Annotated in this window: 14 protein-coding genes; 4 read left to right on the top strand and 10 right to left on the bottom strand. The window is 63.1% G+C overall.

What is annotated here, in order from left to right:
- Positions 1–201: aldehyde dehydrogenase family protein (locus tag MUM_RS1000000133275; protein ID WP_010171243.1), on the top strand; the 201-nt coding region annotated here is incomplete at its 5' end.
- 848 nt (positions 202–1,049) lie between these two features.
- Here MUM_RS1000000133275 and MUM_RS0115280 read toward each other — a convergent pair.
- The 8 genes from MUM_RS0115280 to MUM_RS0115245 all read right to left on the bottom strand — a co-directional run bounded on the left by MUM_RS0115280 (position 1,050) and on the right by MUM_RS0115245 (position 8,972).
- On the bottom strand, positions 1,050–1,820 hold the full coding sequence (locus tag MUM_RS0115280; protein ID WP_029615921.1) for an SDR family NAD(P)-dependent oxidoreductase: 771 nt from the start codon (positions 1,818–1,820) through the stop codon (positions 1,050–1,052).
- 27 nt (positions 1,821–1,847) lie between these two features.
- Entirely contained in the window at positions 1,848–2,906 is a 1,059-nt protein-coding gene (gene rhaT, locus MUM_RS0115275; RefSeq protein WP_010171240.1) for an L-rhamnose/proton symporter RhaT, read from the bottom strand.
- A gap of 40 nt (positions 2,907–2,946) precedes the next feature.
- Positions 2,947–3,267, bottom strand: coding sequence for an L-rhamnose mutarotase (gene rhaM, locus MUM_RS0115270; RefSeq protein WP_010171238.1), 321 nt, complete (start codon positions 3,265–3,267; stop codon positions 2,947–2,949).
- The gene (locus MUM_RS0115265; RefSeq protein ID WP_010171236.1) at positions 3,243–4,148 is read right to left on the bottom strand and encodes an amidohydrolase family protein; all 906 of its coding nucleotides are present in this window, start codon (positions 4,146–4,148) and stop codon (positions 3,243–3,245) included. Before MUM_RS0115265 ends, rhaM begins: the two co-directional genes overlap by 25 nt.
- 72 nt (positions 4,149–4,220) lie before the next feature.
- Positions 4,221–5,654, bottom strand: a complete 1,434-nt coding sequence (gene aldA, locus MUM_RS0115260; protein ID WP_010171233.1) for an aldehyde dehydrogenase — start codon at positions 5,652–5,654, stop codon at positions 4,221–4,223.
- Between the two features lie 10 nt (positions 5,655–5,664).
- Positions 5,665–6,465, bottom strand: a complete 801-nt coding sequence (locus tag MUM_RS0115255) for an HpcH/HpaI aldolase family protein (protein WP_010171231.1) — start codon at positions 6,463–6,465, stop codon at positions 5,665–5,667.
- A gap of 11 nt (positions 6,466–6,476) precedes the next feature.
- Positions 6,477–7,661, bottom strand: a complete 1,185-nt coding sequence (gene rhmD / locus MUM_RS0115250) for an L-rhamnonate dehydratase (RefSeq protein WP_010171230.1) — start codon at positions 7,659–7,661, stop codon at positions 6,477–6,479.
- A gap of 15 nt (positions 7,662–7,676) precedes the next feature.
- Positions 7,677–8,972 carry an MFS transporter gene (locus tag MUM_RS0115245; RefSeq protein WP_010171228.1) on the bottom strand — a complete coding sequence of 432 codons (1,296 nt, stop codon included), beginning with the start codon at positions 8,970–8,972 and terminating at the stop codon, positions 7,677–7,679.
- Positions 8,973–9,089: 117 nt separating this feature from the next.
- On the opposite strand from MUM_RS0115245, the gene MUM_RS0115240 reads away from it, so the two are divergent.
- The 3 genes from MUM_RS0115240 to MUM_RS0115230 all read left to right on the top strand — a co-directional run bounded on the left by MUM_RS0115240 (position 9,090) and on the right by MUM_RS0115230 (position 11,574).
- The gene (locus MUM_RS0115240; RefSeq protein ID WP_010171225.1) at positions 9,090–10,031 is read left to right on the top strand and encodes a LysR family transcriptional regulator; all 942 of its coding nucleotides are present in this window, start codon (positions 9,090–9,092) and stop codon (positions 10,029–10,031) included.
- Positions 10,032–10,123: 92 nt separating this feature from the next.
- Positions 10,124–10,642: a sigma-70 family RNA polymerase sigma factor gene (locus tag MUM_RS0115235; protein ID WP_010171222.1), complete on the top strand. Its 519-nt coding sequence runs from the start codon at positions 10,124–10,126 to the stop codon at positions 10,640–10,642.
- A complete protein-coding gene (locus MUM_RS0115230; RefSeq protein ID WP_010171220.1) occupies positions 10,639–11,574 on the top strand; it encodes a FecR domain-containing protein in 936 nt (311 codons plus the stop codon). The genes MUM_RS0115235 and MUM_RS0115230 overlap by 4 nt, the downstream gene beginning before the upstream one ends.
- Positions 11,575–12,452: 878 nt before the next feature.
- Here MUM_RS0115230 and MUM_RS0115225 read toward each other — a convergent pair.
- Both MUM_RS0115225 and MUM_RS0115220 read right to left on the bottom strand, forming a co-directional pair.
- Positions 12,453–13,166, bottom strand: coding sequence for an ABC transporter ATP-binding protein (locus tag MUM_RS0115225; RefSeq protein WP_010171218.1), 714 nt, complete (start codon positions 13,164–13,166; stop codon positions 12,453–12,455).
- Between the two features lie 2 nt (positions 13,167–13,168).
- The gene (locus tag MUM_RS0115220) at positions 13,169–14,002 is read right to left on the bottom strand and encodes an ABC transporter permease (protein WP_010171216.1); all 834 of its coding nucleotides are present in this window, start codon (positions 14,000–14,002) and stop codon (positions 13,169–13,171) included.
- Positions 14,003–14,005 lie beyond the last annotated feature (3 nt).

The following is a 14,005-nucleotide window of genomic DNA, read 5'->3' as shown; positions in this document are numbered from 1 at the left end:
AGCCTTTGGACCAATGATCTGGGTAAGGCGATGAACCTGGTGCCGCGGATCGAGGCGGGGACGGTTTGGGTGGATGCGCATGTGCTGCTGGACCCGGCGATGCCGTTTGGCGGGGTGAAGCAGTCGGGGATGGGGAGGGAGTTTGGGCGGGCGGTGATTGAGGCTTATACCGAGTTGAAGTCGGTGTGTATTGCGCATTGATCGGGTGTATATCCGTTGGTTGAGTAACGGCTGCTTATGGTTCCGCTCTTACAGCGGGTCAACTTGGAAAAGCCCCAAAGTAACCAAAGGGCTCTGCCCCGCCTGTCGGCACCTCGCTAAGGCTCGGCGTTCCCTCACTCCGGCATTGCTCCGCGGGCCGCCGCGACGGGGCGTCCCTGCCCCGTCGCGGCTAAACCGGCGTCCTGCCGGTTTACCCGCTCCTCAATCCCTGCGTTCGGCCTCGGGCTTATTGGGGCAGTCAGAGCCAGATCAAGATCAAAAGCAAGAGCACAGCGGCCTACAGGCCGGCTTGAGTGGTAGAAGCCAGATCAGAAGCCAGAGCGAAAGCGAAAACCAAATCTGAAACGGATGCAGCTCTGCTTTTCTGTGGGAGCTGGCTTGCCTGCGATGCAGACAACTTGGTCTCTCAGGTACACCGAGGCGATGCTATCGCAGGCAAGCCAGCTCCCACATTTGACCGTGCCTGCTTTAGATTTTGATTTTGCCTTTGCTTCACACCACTCAAGCCGGCCTGTAGGCCGCTGTGCTGTTGATCTGCTTTTGATCTTGATCTTAGGCGCCCCGTTAAACCACGCTGGCCGAACGCAGGTAGTACGGAGCGGGTAAACCGGCAGGACGCCGGTTTAGCCGCGACGGGGCAGGGACGCCCCGTCGCGGCGGCCCGCGGAGTAATGCCGGAGTGAGGGCACACCGAGCCTAGGCGAGGTGCCGAGTGGTGGGGCAAGAGCCTTTTGGTTACTTTTGGGCTCCTTTCAAAAGTGACCCGCTGTAAGAGCGGAACCAATACCAGCCATCACCCAAAAAACGGATATGCCCCCCAAAAAAAGCTACTGCAAGTTGACAAACAACCCCCCGTCTACCAACAGCGAAGCCCCGGTCACATACCGCGCCATATCCGAAGCAAGAAACACAATGGGGCCAGCAACGTCGTCGGGCTCGCCCAACCGCCCCAGCGGCGTACGCGACGTCATGTACGCCAACTTCTCCTCATCCGCCAAATCCTCCTTGTTGATGTCGGTAGCAATCGTCCCCGGCAACACCGAATTACAGCGAATGCCATACGGCCCCAACGCAATCGCACAGGACTGCATCAACGAGTGCAGCCCGGCCTTGGTCGGCGTGTAATGCGTTTGCATCCCGCCACCCACCAGCGCGCTGATGGAGCTGACGGCGATGATCGCGCCGCCCTTGCCCTGGTTTTTCATCTGGTTGGCCGCCGCCTGCACGGCGAAGTAGGCGCCGTTGAGGTTGGTGTTGACCGTCTTGAGGTACACCTCGCGCGGCATGTCGAGGAAGGAATGAAACGGGCAAATCCCGGCATTGTTGACGAACACATCCACACTGCCGAATGCCTTGAGCGCACCCTCCACCAGCTTGTCACCCGTGTCCGGATCCGCCGCATCACCGCCCACTTCCACCGCCTGCCCACCAAACCCCTTGATTTCCTCGATCAACGAAAACGCCGCCTCAGTCCCCTGGCCACTGCCACTATGACCAATCACCACACGAGCCCCCTGGCGCGCGCACTCACGGGCAGCAGCGCGTCCGATACCCCGGGAAGCGCCAGTAATAATCACGGTTTTATCTGCAAGTAACATAAATGAACTCCTCGAAAACAAACGGCCTCAGCCGAGATAGTTGCCGTAACCGACCATGGCGATAGCGCCGAGAATCACCGCGATACCGGCCACCAATACGCTTTTATTGGTAGCGCTGGTGCCTTGCCATTCGCGGAAATACAGCCCCCAGCCGTTGGACACGATGATGATGAACGACATGTGCAGCACCCACGAACTGGCGTCGTTCTGCAGGCGGCTTTCGCCCATGCCGTAGAAGAAAAACTGCAGGAACCACAGGGTTCCGGCGCACGCCACCAGCAGGTAATTGCTTAACAGCGGGGTGCTGCGGTCGGTGTAGTTGTGGAACGTGCGGTTGCGCCAGTTCAACCACAGGCACCAGAGGCCGTTGGTGGTCAGGCCACCCCACATGATCACCATGAAGGTCACGTTGTTCTGGAACAGGCTGTTGGCGCCGTGCTCGACAGCCGCGGCAGCCAGTGGGCGCCCGGCTGAAATACCGTAGCTGAAGCACGCGCTCAGCACCCCGGATATCACCGCTACCAGCATGCCCTTGGCCACCGAGAACTCGCTGATGCTGGCGAATTTCACCGCTTCCGGCACTTCCCGTTCCTTGATCAGCCCGGCCTTGCCGCACACGGCGATGCCCACCAGCGATACCGCCACGCCCCACAGCACCCAATGCCCGCCCTGGGAGGCGAGCATTGAGGTCAGGGTGCCTTCGGTGGAGTCGGTGAAGAGGTCGCGGTACAGCGCCGGCATCAAGGCGCCGAGGGCCGAGGTCAGGCCCAGTACCAGCGACATGCCCAGGGACAACCCGAGGTAGCGCATGGTCAGGCCGAACGTCAGCCCGCCAATGCCCCAGAGCACGCCGAACAGGTACGTCCAGAGCAGGGTGCTGGTGTCGGCCTGGCGCAGGATGTCGGCCCAGCCGGGCACGGTCAGTTGCGCGGCAATCAGCGGCACGATCAGCCATGACACCAGGCCGCCGGTGATCCAGTAGCTTTCCCAGGCCCAGCCGCGGACTTTTTTGTAGGGGATGTAGAAGCTGCCGGAGGCGAAGCCGCCGATGAAGTGCAGGATCACACCGAAGAGAATGATTTCCACGTAGTCGAATCCTTTTTTATTGTTGTGGTACCGCGCTGATTCAGCCTGGGGTGAGGCTGAACATCGGGATCAAATCCACGCTGACGGGCGAGGCGTCCGGGTGGCTGGGCATGATGTCTTGCATGGACTGCCACCAACGCTGCATCAGCGCGGTGCCAGGCAAGGTGTCGAGGCGGTGCTGGTCTTCGTGGGTCATCACGGCGAACAAGGCGTTGCTGGCTTCGTCGAGGTAGATCCGGTAGTCCACCACGCCGGCATCGCGCAGGGCCTGGGCCAGTTCCGGCCAGATCGCGTCATGGCGTCGACGGTACTCGGCGTGCTGCCCGGGGTTGAGGTTCATGCGAAAGGCTCGGGTCTGCATGACTGGCCTCCGTGGGGTGGCGTGGGGCTGTAGATCCGCACCGCGTTGTGCAGGAAAAACTTGCCCTGTACGTCCTCGGGTTTGCCCGCCAGGCAGGCTTTCACCAGGCCCAGGGTGGTGGCGAAATTGGCCAGGTGATCGCTGTTGGGCCAGTCGCTGCCAAAGAAGCAACGGTCTTCGCCGAAGGCTTCCCACAGCACCGCCAGGCGGTCGTTATAGAAGGCCGGGTCAAGGATCAGGCCCTGCGGGCCGACCTGGGGGATTTCCGCCAGTTTGGCAAACACATTGGGCCGCTCGGCGAGGCGCATCAGGTCGGCGTGGTACGCCGATGCTTCACCGGCCGGCACGCTGGCGTTGGGCAGGTGATCGACAATGATGCGCAGCTCGGGCAAGGCATCGCTCACGTGCAGCAGCCCTTTGATCAGGCGTGGGTTCGGGTTGGCGCTGTCCAGGCTGCGCCCGTATTCGGCGAGGCGGCGCAGGCCGTCGATAAAGCCGGGGCGCGTCTGGTCGTCGAGCAGATCGCGGTCCCACAGGTTGCCGTAGCGCAGGCCGAGGAACAGCGGTTCATGGGCCAGGGCTTCAAGGTCTGCTGCAAAGTCGCTGTGCAGCGGGTCGAGGTTGCCGACGAAACCCAGCAGGCGTGGATCGCTGCGCAAGGTTTCCAGGAGCCAGCGGTTGTCGTCGCGCCACGGGCTGGCTTCCACGGCAATCGCACCGATCACGTTATGGTCGCCCGCCAGCGCCCAATAATCCGCCGGCAAATGCGCGGCATACAGCGCGTTACCGGGTTCGGGCCAGGGAATGCCCTGGGGGCGGCGCGGGTCGAACAGGTGCAAGTGGCTGTCGATGATCGGGCCGTTGTAAGGGGTAAGAGGCATTGCGCAATCCTTGTCGGAAGAATTGATCGGGAAGGGCCCGCACGCTACCGCGCCAGGGCCCGTTGCACCACCTCAGCCCTGCAGGTACACCGCGTGGGTATGGGTGTACTCATACAGGCCGTGCTTGCCATCGGCGCCGCCGATTCCGGATTTACGCACACCGGCATGGAAGCCTTGCATGGCTTCGAAATTCTCGCGGTTGACGTAGGTTTCGCCGAACGACAAGTCGCGCACCGCCTGCATCGCCTTGCCCAGGTCGCGGGTGTAGATCGACGACGTCAGGCCATAGTCACAGTCGTTGGCCAGGGCGATGGCCTCATCCAGGTCGTCGACAATCTGGATCGGCAGTACCGGCCCGAAGATCTCCTCGCGCATGATTTCCATGTCGGCGCGGCAACCGGCCAATACCGTGGGCTGGAAGTGAAAGCCCTGGCCCAGGTCGGCAATCTGCCCACCGGTGACCAGCGATGCACCCTGGCCCAGCGCGGTGCGCACCTTGCGATTGACGCTGTCCAGGCCCTGGCGGTTGATCAGCGGGCCCATCTCCACATCGGCCTGGGCGATGGGATCGCCATAGCGAGTGGCAGCCATCGCGGCGCTGATGCGCTCGATAAACTGGTCGGCCACCTTGCGCTCCACGTACACCCGCTCGGCGCAGTTGCACACCTGGCCGCTGTTGATGATCCTTGAGGCGCGAATGGCGTTTACCGCGAGGTCCAGGTCGGCATCGGCGAGGACAATGGCGGGGGCCTTGCCGCCCAGCTCCAGGTTGAGCTTGGTGATGTTCGGCGCGGCGGCGGCCATGATCCGCGAGCCGGTGGCGACGCTGCCGGTGAAGCTGATCATGTCCACGCCCTTGTGGGCGGTGAGGGCGCCACCGACGCGGCCATCGCCGCAGACCACGTTGAAGACCCCGGCTGGCAGATCGGTTTCGGCCACCAGTCTGGCGAACTCAAAGCAGTTGTTGGGCGTCTCCTCGCTGGGCTTGATCACGATGGTGTTGCCGGTCAGCAACGCCGGGGCCATCTTGCGGGCGATCAGGAAGAACGGGAAATTCCACGGCAGGATGCCGGCCACCACGCCCAGCGGCTTGCGGAACAGAAAGATGTTTTCGTTGGGCCGGTCGCTGGTGATGATCTCGCCTTCGATGCGTCGCGCCCACTCGGCCATGTAGTCGAGGTAGTCGGCGGTGAAGTTGACTTCGACTTCCGCCAGGCCCGTGACCTTGCCTTGCTCCAGGGTGATGGTGCGTGCCAGGTGGGCGACGTTTTCCCGCAGCTTGGCGGCAATGCGGCGCAAGTGCCAGGCGCGTTCGATCGCGGGTTTGCGGGCCCAGTCTTTTTGCGCATGACGGGCAGCGGCCAGGGCCTGGTCGACGTCTTCACCGGTGGACGCCGGGACCTTCGACAGCAGGGCGCCGGTAGCCGGGTTCAACACCTCCAGGTGGGCATCGCTGGGGGTAAAACGGCCGTTGATGAAATTCTGGTAGACCGGTACGGATGACATGGGCAGCTCCTCAGTAAGTGCGTGACGGCGCCTGGGCGTCGGCGACGGGGCGGTAGCGGGCCAGTGCGGCCATGGCGCTCTGGCGCAACAGGCTGATGTCGATGGCCACTGCGATGAACTGGCAGCCCCAGGCTTGGTAACGGCGGGCGTCGTCTTCGTTGGGGGCGAGGATGCCGCAAGCCTTGCCGGCCGCCAGCGTGGCGTCGACCGCGTGCCGGATACGTTCCTGCACTTCGGGATGCCCGGGGTTGCCGGCGTGACCGAGGCCGATGGACAGGTCGGCCGGGCCGATAAATACCGCGTCCACACCGTCCACCGCCGCAATCGCCGCGACGTTTTCCACCCCGAGACGCGACTCCACCTGCACAATCAGGCACAGCTGTTCATGGGCGGTGTTGAGGTAGTCGGCCACGCCGTCCCAGCGGGTAGCGCGGGTCAAGCCGCCGCCGACACCACGAATGCCGTGGGGCGGATAACGCATTGCACGCACCAGGGCCTGGGCCTGTTCGGCGGTTTCCACCATCGGGATCATCAGCGTCTGGGCGCCCACATCCAGCAGTTGCTTGATCAGGTTGGCGTCGCTGCTCACCGCGCGAACCACCGGCGCGGTGCCATAGGACGCCACGGCCTGGAGCTGGTTGAGCACGCTGGGCACGGTGTTGGGGGCGTGTTCGCCGTCAATCAGCATCCAGTCATAACCGGTGCTGGCGACGATTTCGGCGGCATAGGCCGTGGCGAAACCGGCCCAGATCCCGTATTGCGCGGCGTCTTTACGCAGCGCGGCCTTGAAAGCGTTGTGGGGCATGTTCATGGCAGGAGTCCTCAGCGGTTATACGGACGGTGCAGTTGGCAATCGGGGTTGAGGTCCACGCCAAACCCGGGCTTGTCGAGCACCGACAGGCGCATGCGGCCCTTCACCGGCACTGGCTCGCCGAGCAATTGCGGGTGGAACATCGGCACCACTTCATCGGCCTTGGGCGCCATCATCAGGAACTCGGCGAACGGGCTGTTATGGCGGGTGGCGACAAAGTGGTAGCTGTAGACCGACGAGCCGTGGGGCACCACCAACGCGTTGTGGGCGTCGGCCAGGGCGGAGATTTTTACCAGCTCGGTCAAGCCGCCGCACCAGCCCACATCCGGCTGGATAATGTCGCAGCAGCCCATCTCCAGCAGCATGCGAAAGCCCCAGCGGGTGGCTTCATGTTCGCCGGTGGTGACCAGCATGCCCTTGGGCACGTTGTTGCGCAGGGCGGCATAGCCCCAGTAGTCGTCGGGCGACAGCGCTTCCTCGATCCACTTCAAGCCAAATTCGTGGGCGCCGGTTGCCAGTCTGGTGGCGTAGTTCAGGTCCAGGCTCATCCAGCAATCGAGCATCAGCCAGAAGTCCGGGCCGACCCGTTCGCGCATGGTCGCCAGCTCCTCGAGGTTTTTGCGCAGGCCTTCTTCGCCCTCCGACGGGCTGTGGTGCAGGGGCATCTTGCCGCCGATAAAGCCCATCTTCTGCGCCAGGTCCGGGCGGGCGCCGGTGGCGTAGAACTGCAACTCGTCCCGCACCGCGCCGCCGAGCAACTGGTGCACCGGCTCCTGGCGGATCTTGCCGAGCAGGTCCCACAGCGCCAGGTCCACACCGGAGATCGTGTTGATCACCAGCCCCTTGCGCCCGTAGTACAGGGTGGACTGGTACATCTGGTCCCAGATTTTCTCGATATCGGTGACACGGGCGCCTTCCAGGAAGCGCGCCAGGTGCTTCTCGACGATGTAGGCGGCGGGCTCGCCACCGGTGGTCACGGCAAACCCGACCGTGCCGTCGCTGGCCTCGATTTCCACCACGAGCGTGCCGAGTACGTTGATCCCGAAACTGCGGCGGCTCTGGCGGTATTCGGGGTATTTGCTCATGGGGGTGCTGATGTGATCGTCGATCCAGTGGCCGTCTGCCTGGTCATGGTAGTCCGCGCCGCCGCCGCGCAGCACAAAGGCGCGTACGTGCTTGATAGTGATGTTGCCCATGGTGTGACTCCTTGATTAAACAGTGGCCGGCGTGTTCGTCGCTTTTTGGCCTGGCGAATGGATACCGAGTACCAGCAAGGCGGCGAGCACGGTGGTGGCGGACAGCAGGTAGAGGCCGGCCGCAGGGGAGTGGAAGGCGGTTTCTGCCCAGTTCTTCAGCACCGGGGCGATAAACCCGCCGAGGGCGCCGAAGGAGTTGATCAACGCGATGCCGGCGGCCGCGGCGCTGCCCGCCAGGTAGCTGGAGGGGAAAGTCCAGAACACCGGTTGCACAGCGATAAATCCCGAGGCGGCGAAACACAGGGCGAGCATGCCCAGCAGCGGGTTGGCGAAGGTCACGGAGCAGGCAATCCCGGCGGCGGCCATCAACAGGGTCAGGGACGCGGTTTTGCGGCGCTCGCCGGTGCGGTCGGAATAGCCGGGAATCCACCAGGCGGCGAACAGCGCGCACACCCACGGAATGGCCGAGACCAGGCCCACCATCAAGCCGACCCTGGTGCCCAAAAGGCCGCTGACCTGAGTGGGCAAGTAGAACACCACGCCGTAGACGCTGGCCTGGATCAGCAGGTACACCAGGCACAGGTACAGCACGCTGGGCTGGCACAGCACATTCAGCAGGCTGCGCCCGTGGGTGGTTTTGTGTTGGTCTTCGCGGTCCAGCAGGTCCTGGATCTGGCGCTGCTCTGCCACGGTCAGCCATTTGGCATCGGCGGGGCGGTTGTCCAGGTACCAATAGGCCCAGATGCCGACCGCCGTGGCCATCAGGCCTTCCACGGCGAACAGCCATTGCCAGCCGTGCAGCCCGGAGAACCCGTCCAGCTCCAGCAGCAGGCCCGACAGCGGGCTGCCGAAGATGAAGGCCAGGGGCGCGCCAAAGTAGAAGAACCCCATGGCCTTGCCGCGTACCGCAGACGGGAACCAATAGGTGAGGTAGAGAATGACACCGGGGAAAAACCCGGCTTCGGCCACGCCCAGCAGGAAGCGCAACACGTAGAAGCTGGTTTCGTTATGGGCAAACATCATGGCGGCGGACACCAGGCCCCAACTGACCATGATCCGGCACATCCACAGGCGGGCACCGACGCGATGCATGATCAGGTTGCTCGGCACTTCCAGCAGCGCATAGCCGACAAAAAACACCCCGGCACCAAAGGCGAAGGCGGCATCACTGAGGCCGGTGTCGGCCTGGAAGGCTTGCTTGGCGAACCCGACGTTGGCGCGGTCGAGGAAGGCCATGATGTACATCAACAGCAGGAAGGGCAGCAGCCGCCAGGAAATCTTGGCGAGCAGAGACGCAGGCAGGGTCTTCATGGGTCAGTCCGGTTGTTTTGTTCTTATGGGAAGGACTGTACGGCGCTCGATCTATGCGCTACAAATCGAATCTCGCTTACAACTGATAACCTCAGGGTATCGATAACAAGGAAAACAATGAGTAGTCCCGCGATCTCCCGCAGCCTGTTCAACCGCCTGCGTTACAAGCATCTGCATATGCTGGTGGCCTTGAGTTCCAGCCAGAACCTGCACCGCGCATCCCAGAGCCTGAACATGTCGCAACCGGCGGCGACGCGCATGTTGCGGGAGATCGAGGACATGTTCGCCTGTGACCTGTTCGAGCGCCTGCCCCGGGGCATGCGCCCCACGGCGCTGGGCAAGGAGCTGATTCGCTTTGCCGAATCCGCCCTCAGCGGCCTCGATCGCTGCGCCGAGGAATTGAGGGTGCGCCAGCAGGGCGGCTATGGGTATTTGTCGATCGGCACGATCATGGGCGCGGCGCCGGACCTGGTGATGGACTCGATCGCGCAGATCAAGTCGCTCAACCCGCAGATGCGCATTCGCATCATGGGCGACACCAGCGACCAGGTGATCCAGTTGCTGGAACAGGGCCGCATCGACCTGGCCATCGCCCGGCGCAATGCCGCCACCGACAGCGAGCATTACAGTTTCGAGCCCCTGGGTAATGAACGCATGCTGGTGGTGGTGCACGCCGGCCATCCCCTGGCGCAGCGCGAACACTTGCCGTTGGCGGAGCTGGTCAGCGACTGGCCGTGGATCCTGCAACCGCAAACCAGCCCGGCGCGTATCGGGTTTGATGAAGCGCTGCAACACCTGGCCTTGCCGCAGCCGGCGGACATCATCGAGTGCAGTTCGGTGTATTCCATGCAACAACTGATTCAACTCACCGACGCAATCATGGTGCTGTCGGAAAGCGCCCTGCGGGATTACCTGAAAATGGGCCTGGTGGTGGCCTTGCCGGTGGTGCTGGAGGTGCAGCTGGCGCCGTTCGGGATGCTGTTGCGCAAGGGCGACCCGGTGAGCCGCGAGCTGGGGCTGTTTATCGACATGCTCCGACAGAAGGCCGCGATGCTTTAAACGCTGCGTGTAAAAGAACGTGGTATGCCGGCGGGATATTAAATAGAATGAATCTCATTTGAGATTAACTCGCGCCGCGCAGGTTACTTGCCATGAATGATGCTGTATTGCCGACGCACCTGGCTGAAGCGAGTCTTCACACCTTGTACCGTGACCACCGCAGCTGGCTGGAAAGCTGGCTGCGGCGGCGCCTGGGCAATGCCTGGGATGCGGCCGACCTGAGCCAGGACACGTTCCTGCGGGTGCTGGCCAGCGCCCAGCCGATTGCACAATTGCAGGAGCCCCGGGCTTACCTGGTGACCGTGGGCAAGCGCTTGCTGGTCAACTTTCACCAGCGGCGCAGCCTGGAGCAGGCGTATCTCAACGCGTTGACGCACTTGCCGCAAGACTGCGTGCCGTCCCCGGAGCAGCGCTGGTTGCTGCTGGAAACCCTGCAAGCCCTGGATGAACTGCTCGACGGTTTGCCACCGGTGGTGCGTCGTGCGTTTCTGTGGAGCCAACTGGAAGGCCTGGGCTACCGGGAGATAGCCGAGCGGCTCAAGGTCTCCGAGCGTACGGTCAAGCGCTACATGGCCCAGGCCTATGAGCATTGCCTGCTGGTGGACCTGTGAGCCGCAGCGCGCCGGATCTCGCCCGTGCGGCGGCGCAGTGGCTGGCGTTGCTGGAGTCTGGCAGTGCCACCGAGCGTGATCACGCCAGCCTGCAGCAGTGGCGCGACAGCCATCCCCAGCACGAACAAATCTGGCAAAAAGCCCAACTGTTGCGCCAGCGTTTTACCGAGTTGCCACCGGCATTGGCCATGGCCAGCCTTGATCGCCCGCAACCGGGACGGCGCGCGGTGCTCAAGCGTGCGTTGGGCGTGGCCGCGCTGGTGCCGGCTGCGTGGTTGCTCAGCCGGCAATTGCCGATCGATGCATGGCGCGCCGATTTGCATACCGCCACTGGCGAACGCAAGCGGGTGTCGCTGGCGGATGGCAGCAGCCTGCAACTGAACACCGCGAGTGCGGTGGATGTGGACGTGGCCCGGCGCCGTGTGACGCTGGTGGAAGGCGAGATGGCGTTGACGGTGCCGGGGGCTGGTGCGCTGACGGTGCAGACGCGTTATGGCCAGGTGATTGTCAGCCAGGCTGAGGTGTGTGTGCGGCAGCTGTCTTCCGGGTGCCTGGTGTCGGTCTTGAAGGGCGCGGTGCAGGTGCAGGACCTGCGGGGGCAAGTGGCGACGTTGCAAGGTGGGCAACAGGCGCGTTTGCAGGCGTCCGGTATGGGCGCAGCTGTAGCGTTTGATGCGTTGCAACTGGGTTGGCGCGAGGGGGTGTTGACCGCGCAGAACCAGCTGCTGGGCGATTTTTTGCGGGAGTTGGAGCGGTATCGGCCGGGGGTGATGCGTTGGGACTCGAGCCTTGAAGCGCTGCGGGTGACCGGGAGTTTTCAGTTGGCCGATACTGATCGCATTCTTGCGTTGCTGGCGTCGACGATGCCGCTGGAGGTGCAGTCGCGTACGCGGTATTGGGTGACGCTGACGGCGCGTAAAACGGCTGTCTGATGACATATCCGTTATTTAGGTAACGGCGGCTTAGGGTTTCGCTCTTACAGCGACTCACTTTGGAAAAGCCCCAAAGTAAGCAAAAGGCTCTGCCCCGCCTGTCGGCACCTCGCCTAGGCTCGGTGTTCCCTCACTCCGGCGATGCTCCGCGGGCCGCCGCGATGGGCCATCCTTGGCCCAGCGCGGCTAAACCGGCGTCCTGCCGGTTTACCCGCTCCGCACCACCTGCGTTCGGCCTCGGGCTTATTGGGGCAGTCAGAGCCAGATCAAGATCAAAAGCAAGAGCACAGCGGCCTACGGGCCGGCTTGAGTGGTAGAAGCCAGAGCAAAAGCCACAGCAAAAGCCAAAGCGAAAACCAAATCTGAAACTGCTGCAGCTCTGCTTTTCTGTGGGAGCTGGCTTGCCTGCGATGCAGACAACTCGGTTTTTCAGATGCACTGAGGCGAGGCCATCGCAGGCAAGCCAGCTCCCACATTTTTGACCGTGCCCGCTCTGGCTTTAGATTTTGATCTTGCCTTTGCTTCACACCACTCAAGCCGGCCTGTAGGCCGCTGTGTTCTTGATCTGCTTTTGATCTTGATCTTAGGCGCCCCGTTAAACCACGCTGGCCGAACGCAGGGTACGGAGCGGGTAAACCGGCAGGACGCCGGTTTAGCCGCGACGGGGCAGGGACGCCCCGTCGCGGCGGCCCGCGGAGTAGTACCGGAGAGAGGGCACACCGAGCCTGAGCGAGGTGCCGAGTGGTGGGGCAAGAGCCTTTTGGTTACTTTTGGGCTCCTTTCAAAAGTGACCCGCTGTAAGAGCGGAACCCATATCAGCCATCACCCAAATAACGGATATACACCCCAGCCTGACTTACCCCCCCAACACGTGCGTTTCAGATCACATGCGCCCGCTGCAACTCGGTCAACGCCAGTGCCTTGAGGCGCGCCAACAGCGGATCCCGCCGGTCCCGCGGATGCTCCAGCTCCACCGCCAGTTCCTGGCGAATACTGCTGGGCCGGTTATCCATCACCAGTACCCGGTCACTCAGGTACAGCGCCTCGTCCACATCGTGGGTCACCAGCAACAGGGCGATCCCGTGATGCTCAGCCAATTGCAGCAGCAAGTCCTGCAGCTTCATGCGGGTAAACGCATCCACCGCGCTGAACGGCTCGTCCAGCAGCAACACCTGCGGCCGCGAATACAGCCCGCGAGCAATCGCCACCCGTTGCGCCATGCCGCCCGACAACGCCTTGGGCAGTGCCTGGCCAAAACCGGTAAGCCCCACCTCGTCAATCAACTGCGCGACCCAGGCTTTGTCATAGCCGTTGTCATCGCTGAAGCCGATGTTTTGCTCCACCGTCAGCCAGGGCATCAGGCGCGGCTCCTGGAACACAAATGCGACCTCGCCACCGCCCTGCGACAGCTCACCCTGGTAGTCCTTTTCCAGCCCGGCAACGATCCGCAGCAAGGTGCTTTTGCCGCAGCCGCTGGGCCCCAGCAAACTCACCGCTTCACGCGGTTGCAGGGCCAGGTGGACGTTGGTCAGCACCGTGGTAGCGCCGAAGTTTTTACGCTCGACACGAATGTCCAGTAGCGCTTCGCTCATGCTCAATTCTCCGGGCCTTGGCCGTTGAAGGTGTCGCGCCAGGCCAGGCAGCGTTTCTCCAGGGCGGCCAGCAGGCCGTCGCTGATCTTGCCCAACAGGGCCAACACAATGATCGCCGCCAGCACAATGTCGGGCCGTGAGGTTTCCCGGCCATCGCTGAGCAGGTAACCCAGGCCCTTGGTCGCGGCGATCAATTCGGCCGCCACCAGGAACATCCAGGCCAGGCTCAAACCGCTGCGCAAACCGGTGAACAAGCCGGGCAGGGCGGCGGGCAACAGGATGCGGCGCACCAGGCGCGTACGGCTGAAGCCATACATCTGCCCGACTTCCACCAGCTTGCGGTCGATGTCGCGAATCGCCGCGACGCCATTGAGGTACACCGGGAAGAACGCGCCGATGGCAATCAGCACGATCTTCGAGGTCTCATCAATGCCCAGCCACAGCAGCAACAGCGGCACCCACGCCAGGCTCGGGATAGAGCGCAGGCCGGCGAAGGTCGGTTCCAGGTACGCCTCGGCCTCGCGGCTCAAGCCGACCCAGGCGGCAAACACCAGGGCCAGGCTGGCGCCGATGGCGAACCCCAGCAGTACCCGCAACAGGCTGGCGCTGATGTGTTTCCATAACGCGCCTTCGGCGAGGTCGGTGAGGGTCACCGCGATCTCGCTGGGGGCCGGCATCTGGTAGGACGGCAGCCAGCCGATACGCACCACCACTTCAAGGATCACCAGGATCAACACCGGCAACGCCAGGCCCTTGAGCCGGCGTGGCCAGGCGCTGCGCTGGACAGTGATCGTGGGTGTCCGTGGGACCGGCAGGGCTTCGCTTTTGCTGCTCATGAC

Origin of the sequence: Pseudomonas sp. PAMC 25886, from assembly GCF_000242655.1 — a bacterium.
Lineage (GTDB): Bacteria > Pseudomonadota > Gammaproteobacteria > Pseudomonadales > Pseudomonadaceae > Aquipseudomonas.
This window is presented reverse-complemented; position numbering and strand designations above follow the sequence as displayed.

What these genes read in the sequence shown, in the direction of transcription:
- MUM_RS0115280 (WP_029615921.1), bottom strand. Translation starts at nt 1,820, where the DNA reads ATGTTACTTGCAGATAAAACCGTGATTATTACTGGCGCTTCCCGGGGT.
- rhaM (WP_010171238.1), bottom strand. Translation starts at nt 3,267, where the DNA reads ATGCAGACCCGAGCCTTTCGCATGAACCTCAACCCCGGGCAGCACGCC.
- MUM_RS0115265 (WP_010171236.1), bottom strand. Translation starts at nt 4,148, where the DNA reads ATGCCTCTTACCCCTTACAACGGCCCGATCATCGACAGCCACTTGCAC.
- aldA (WP_010171233.1), bottom strand. Translation starts at nt 5,654, where the DNA reads ATGTCATCCGTACCGGTCTACCAGAATTTCATCAACGGCCGTTTTACC.
- MUM_RS0115255 (WP_010171231.1), bottom strand. Translation starts at nt 6,465, where the DNA reads ATGAACATGCCCCACAACGCTTTCAAGGCCGCGCTGCGTAAAGACGCC.
- rhmD (WP_010171230.1), bottom strand. Translation starts at nt 7,661, where the DNA reads ATGGGCAACATCACTATCAAGCACGTACGCGCCTTTGTGCTGCGCGGC.
- MUM_RS0115245 (WP_010171228.1), bottom strand. Translation starts at nt 8,972, where the DNA reads ATGAAGACCCTGCCTGCGTCTCTGCTCGCCAAGATTTCCTGGCGGCTG.
- MUM_RS0115240 (WP_010171225.1), top strand. Translation starts at nt 9,090, where the DNA reads ATGAGTAGTCCCGCGATCTCCCGCAGCCTGTTCAACCGCCTGCGTTAC.
- MUM_RS0115235 (WP_010171222.1), top strand. Translation starts at nt 10,124, where the DNA reads ATGAATGATGCTGTATTGCCGACGCACCTGGCTGAAGCGAGTCTTCAC.
- MUM_RS0115225 (WP_010171218.1), bottom strand. Translation starts at nt 13,166, where the DNA reads ATGAGCGAAGCGCTACTGGACATTCGTGTCGAGCGTAAAAACTTCGGC.
- MUM_RS0115220 (WP_010171216.1), bottom strand. Translation starts at nt 14,002, where the DNA reads ATGAGCAGCAAAAGCGAAGCCCTGCCGGTCCCACGGACACCCACGATC.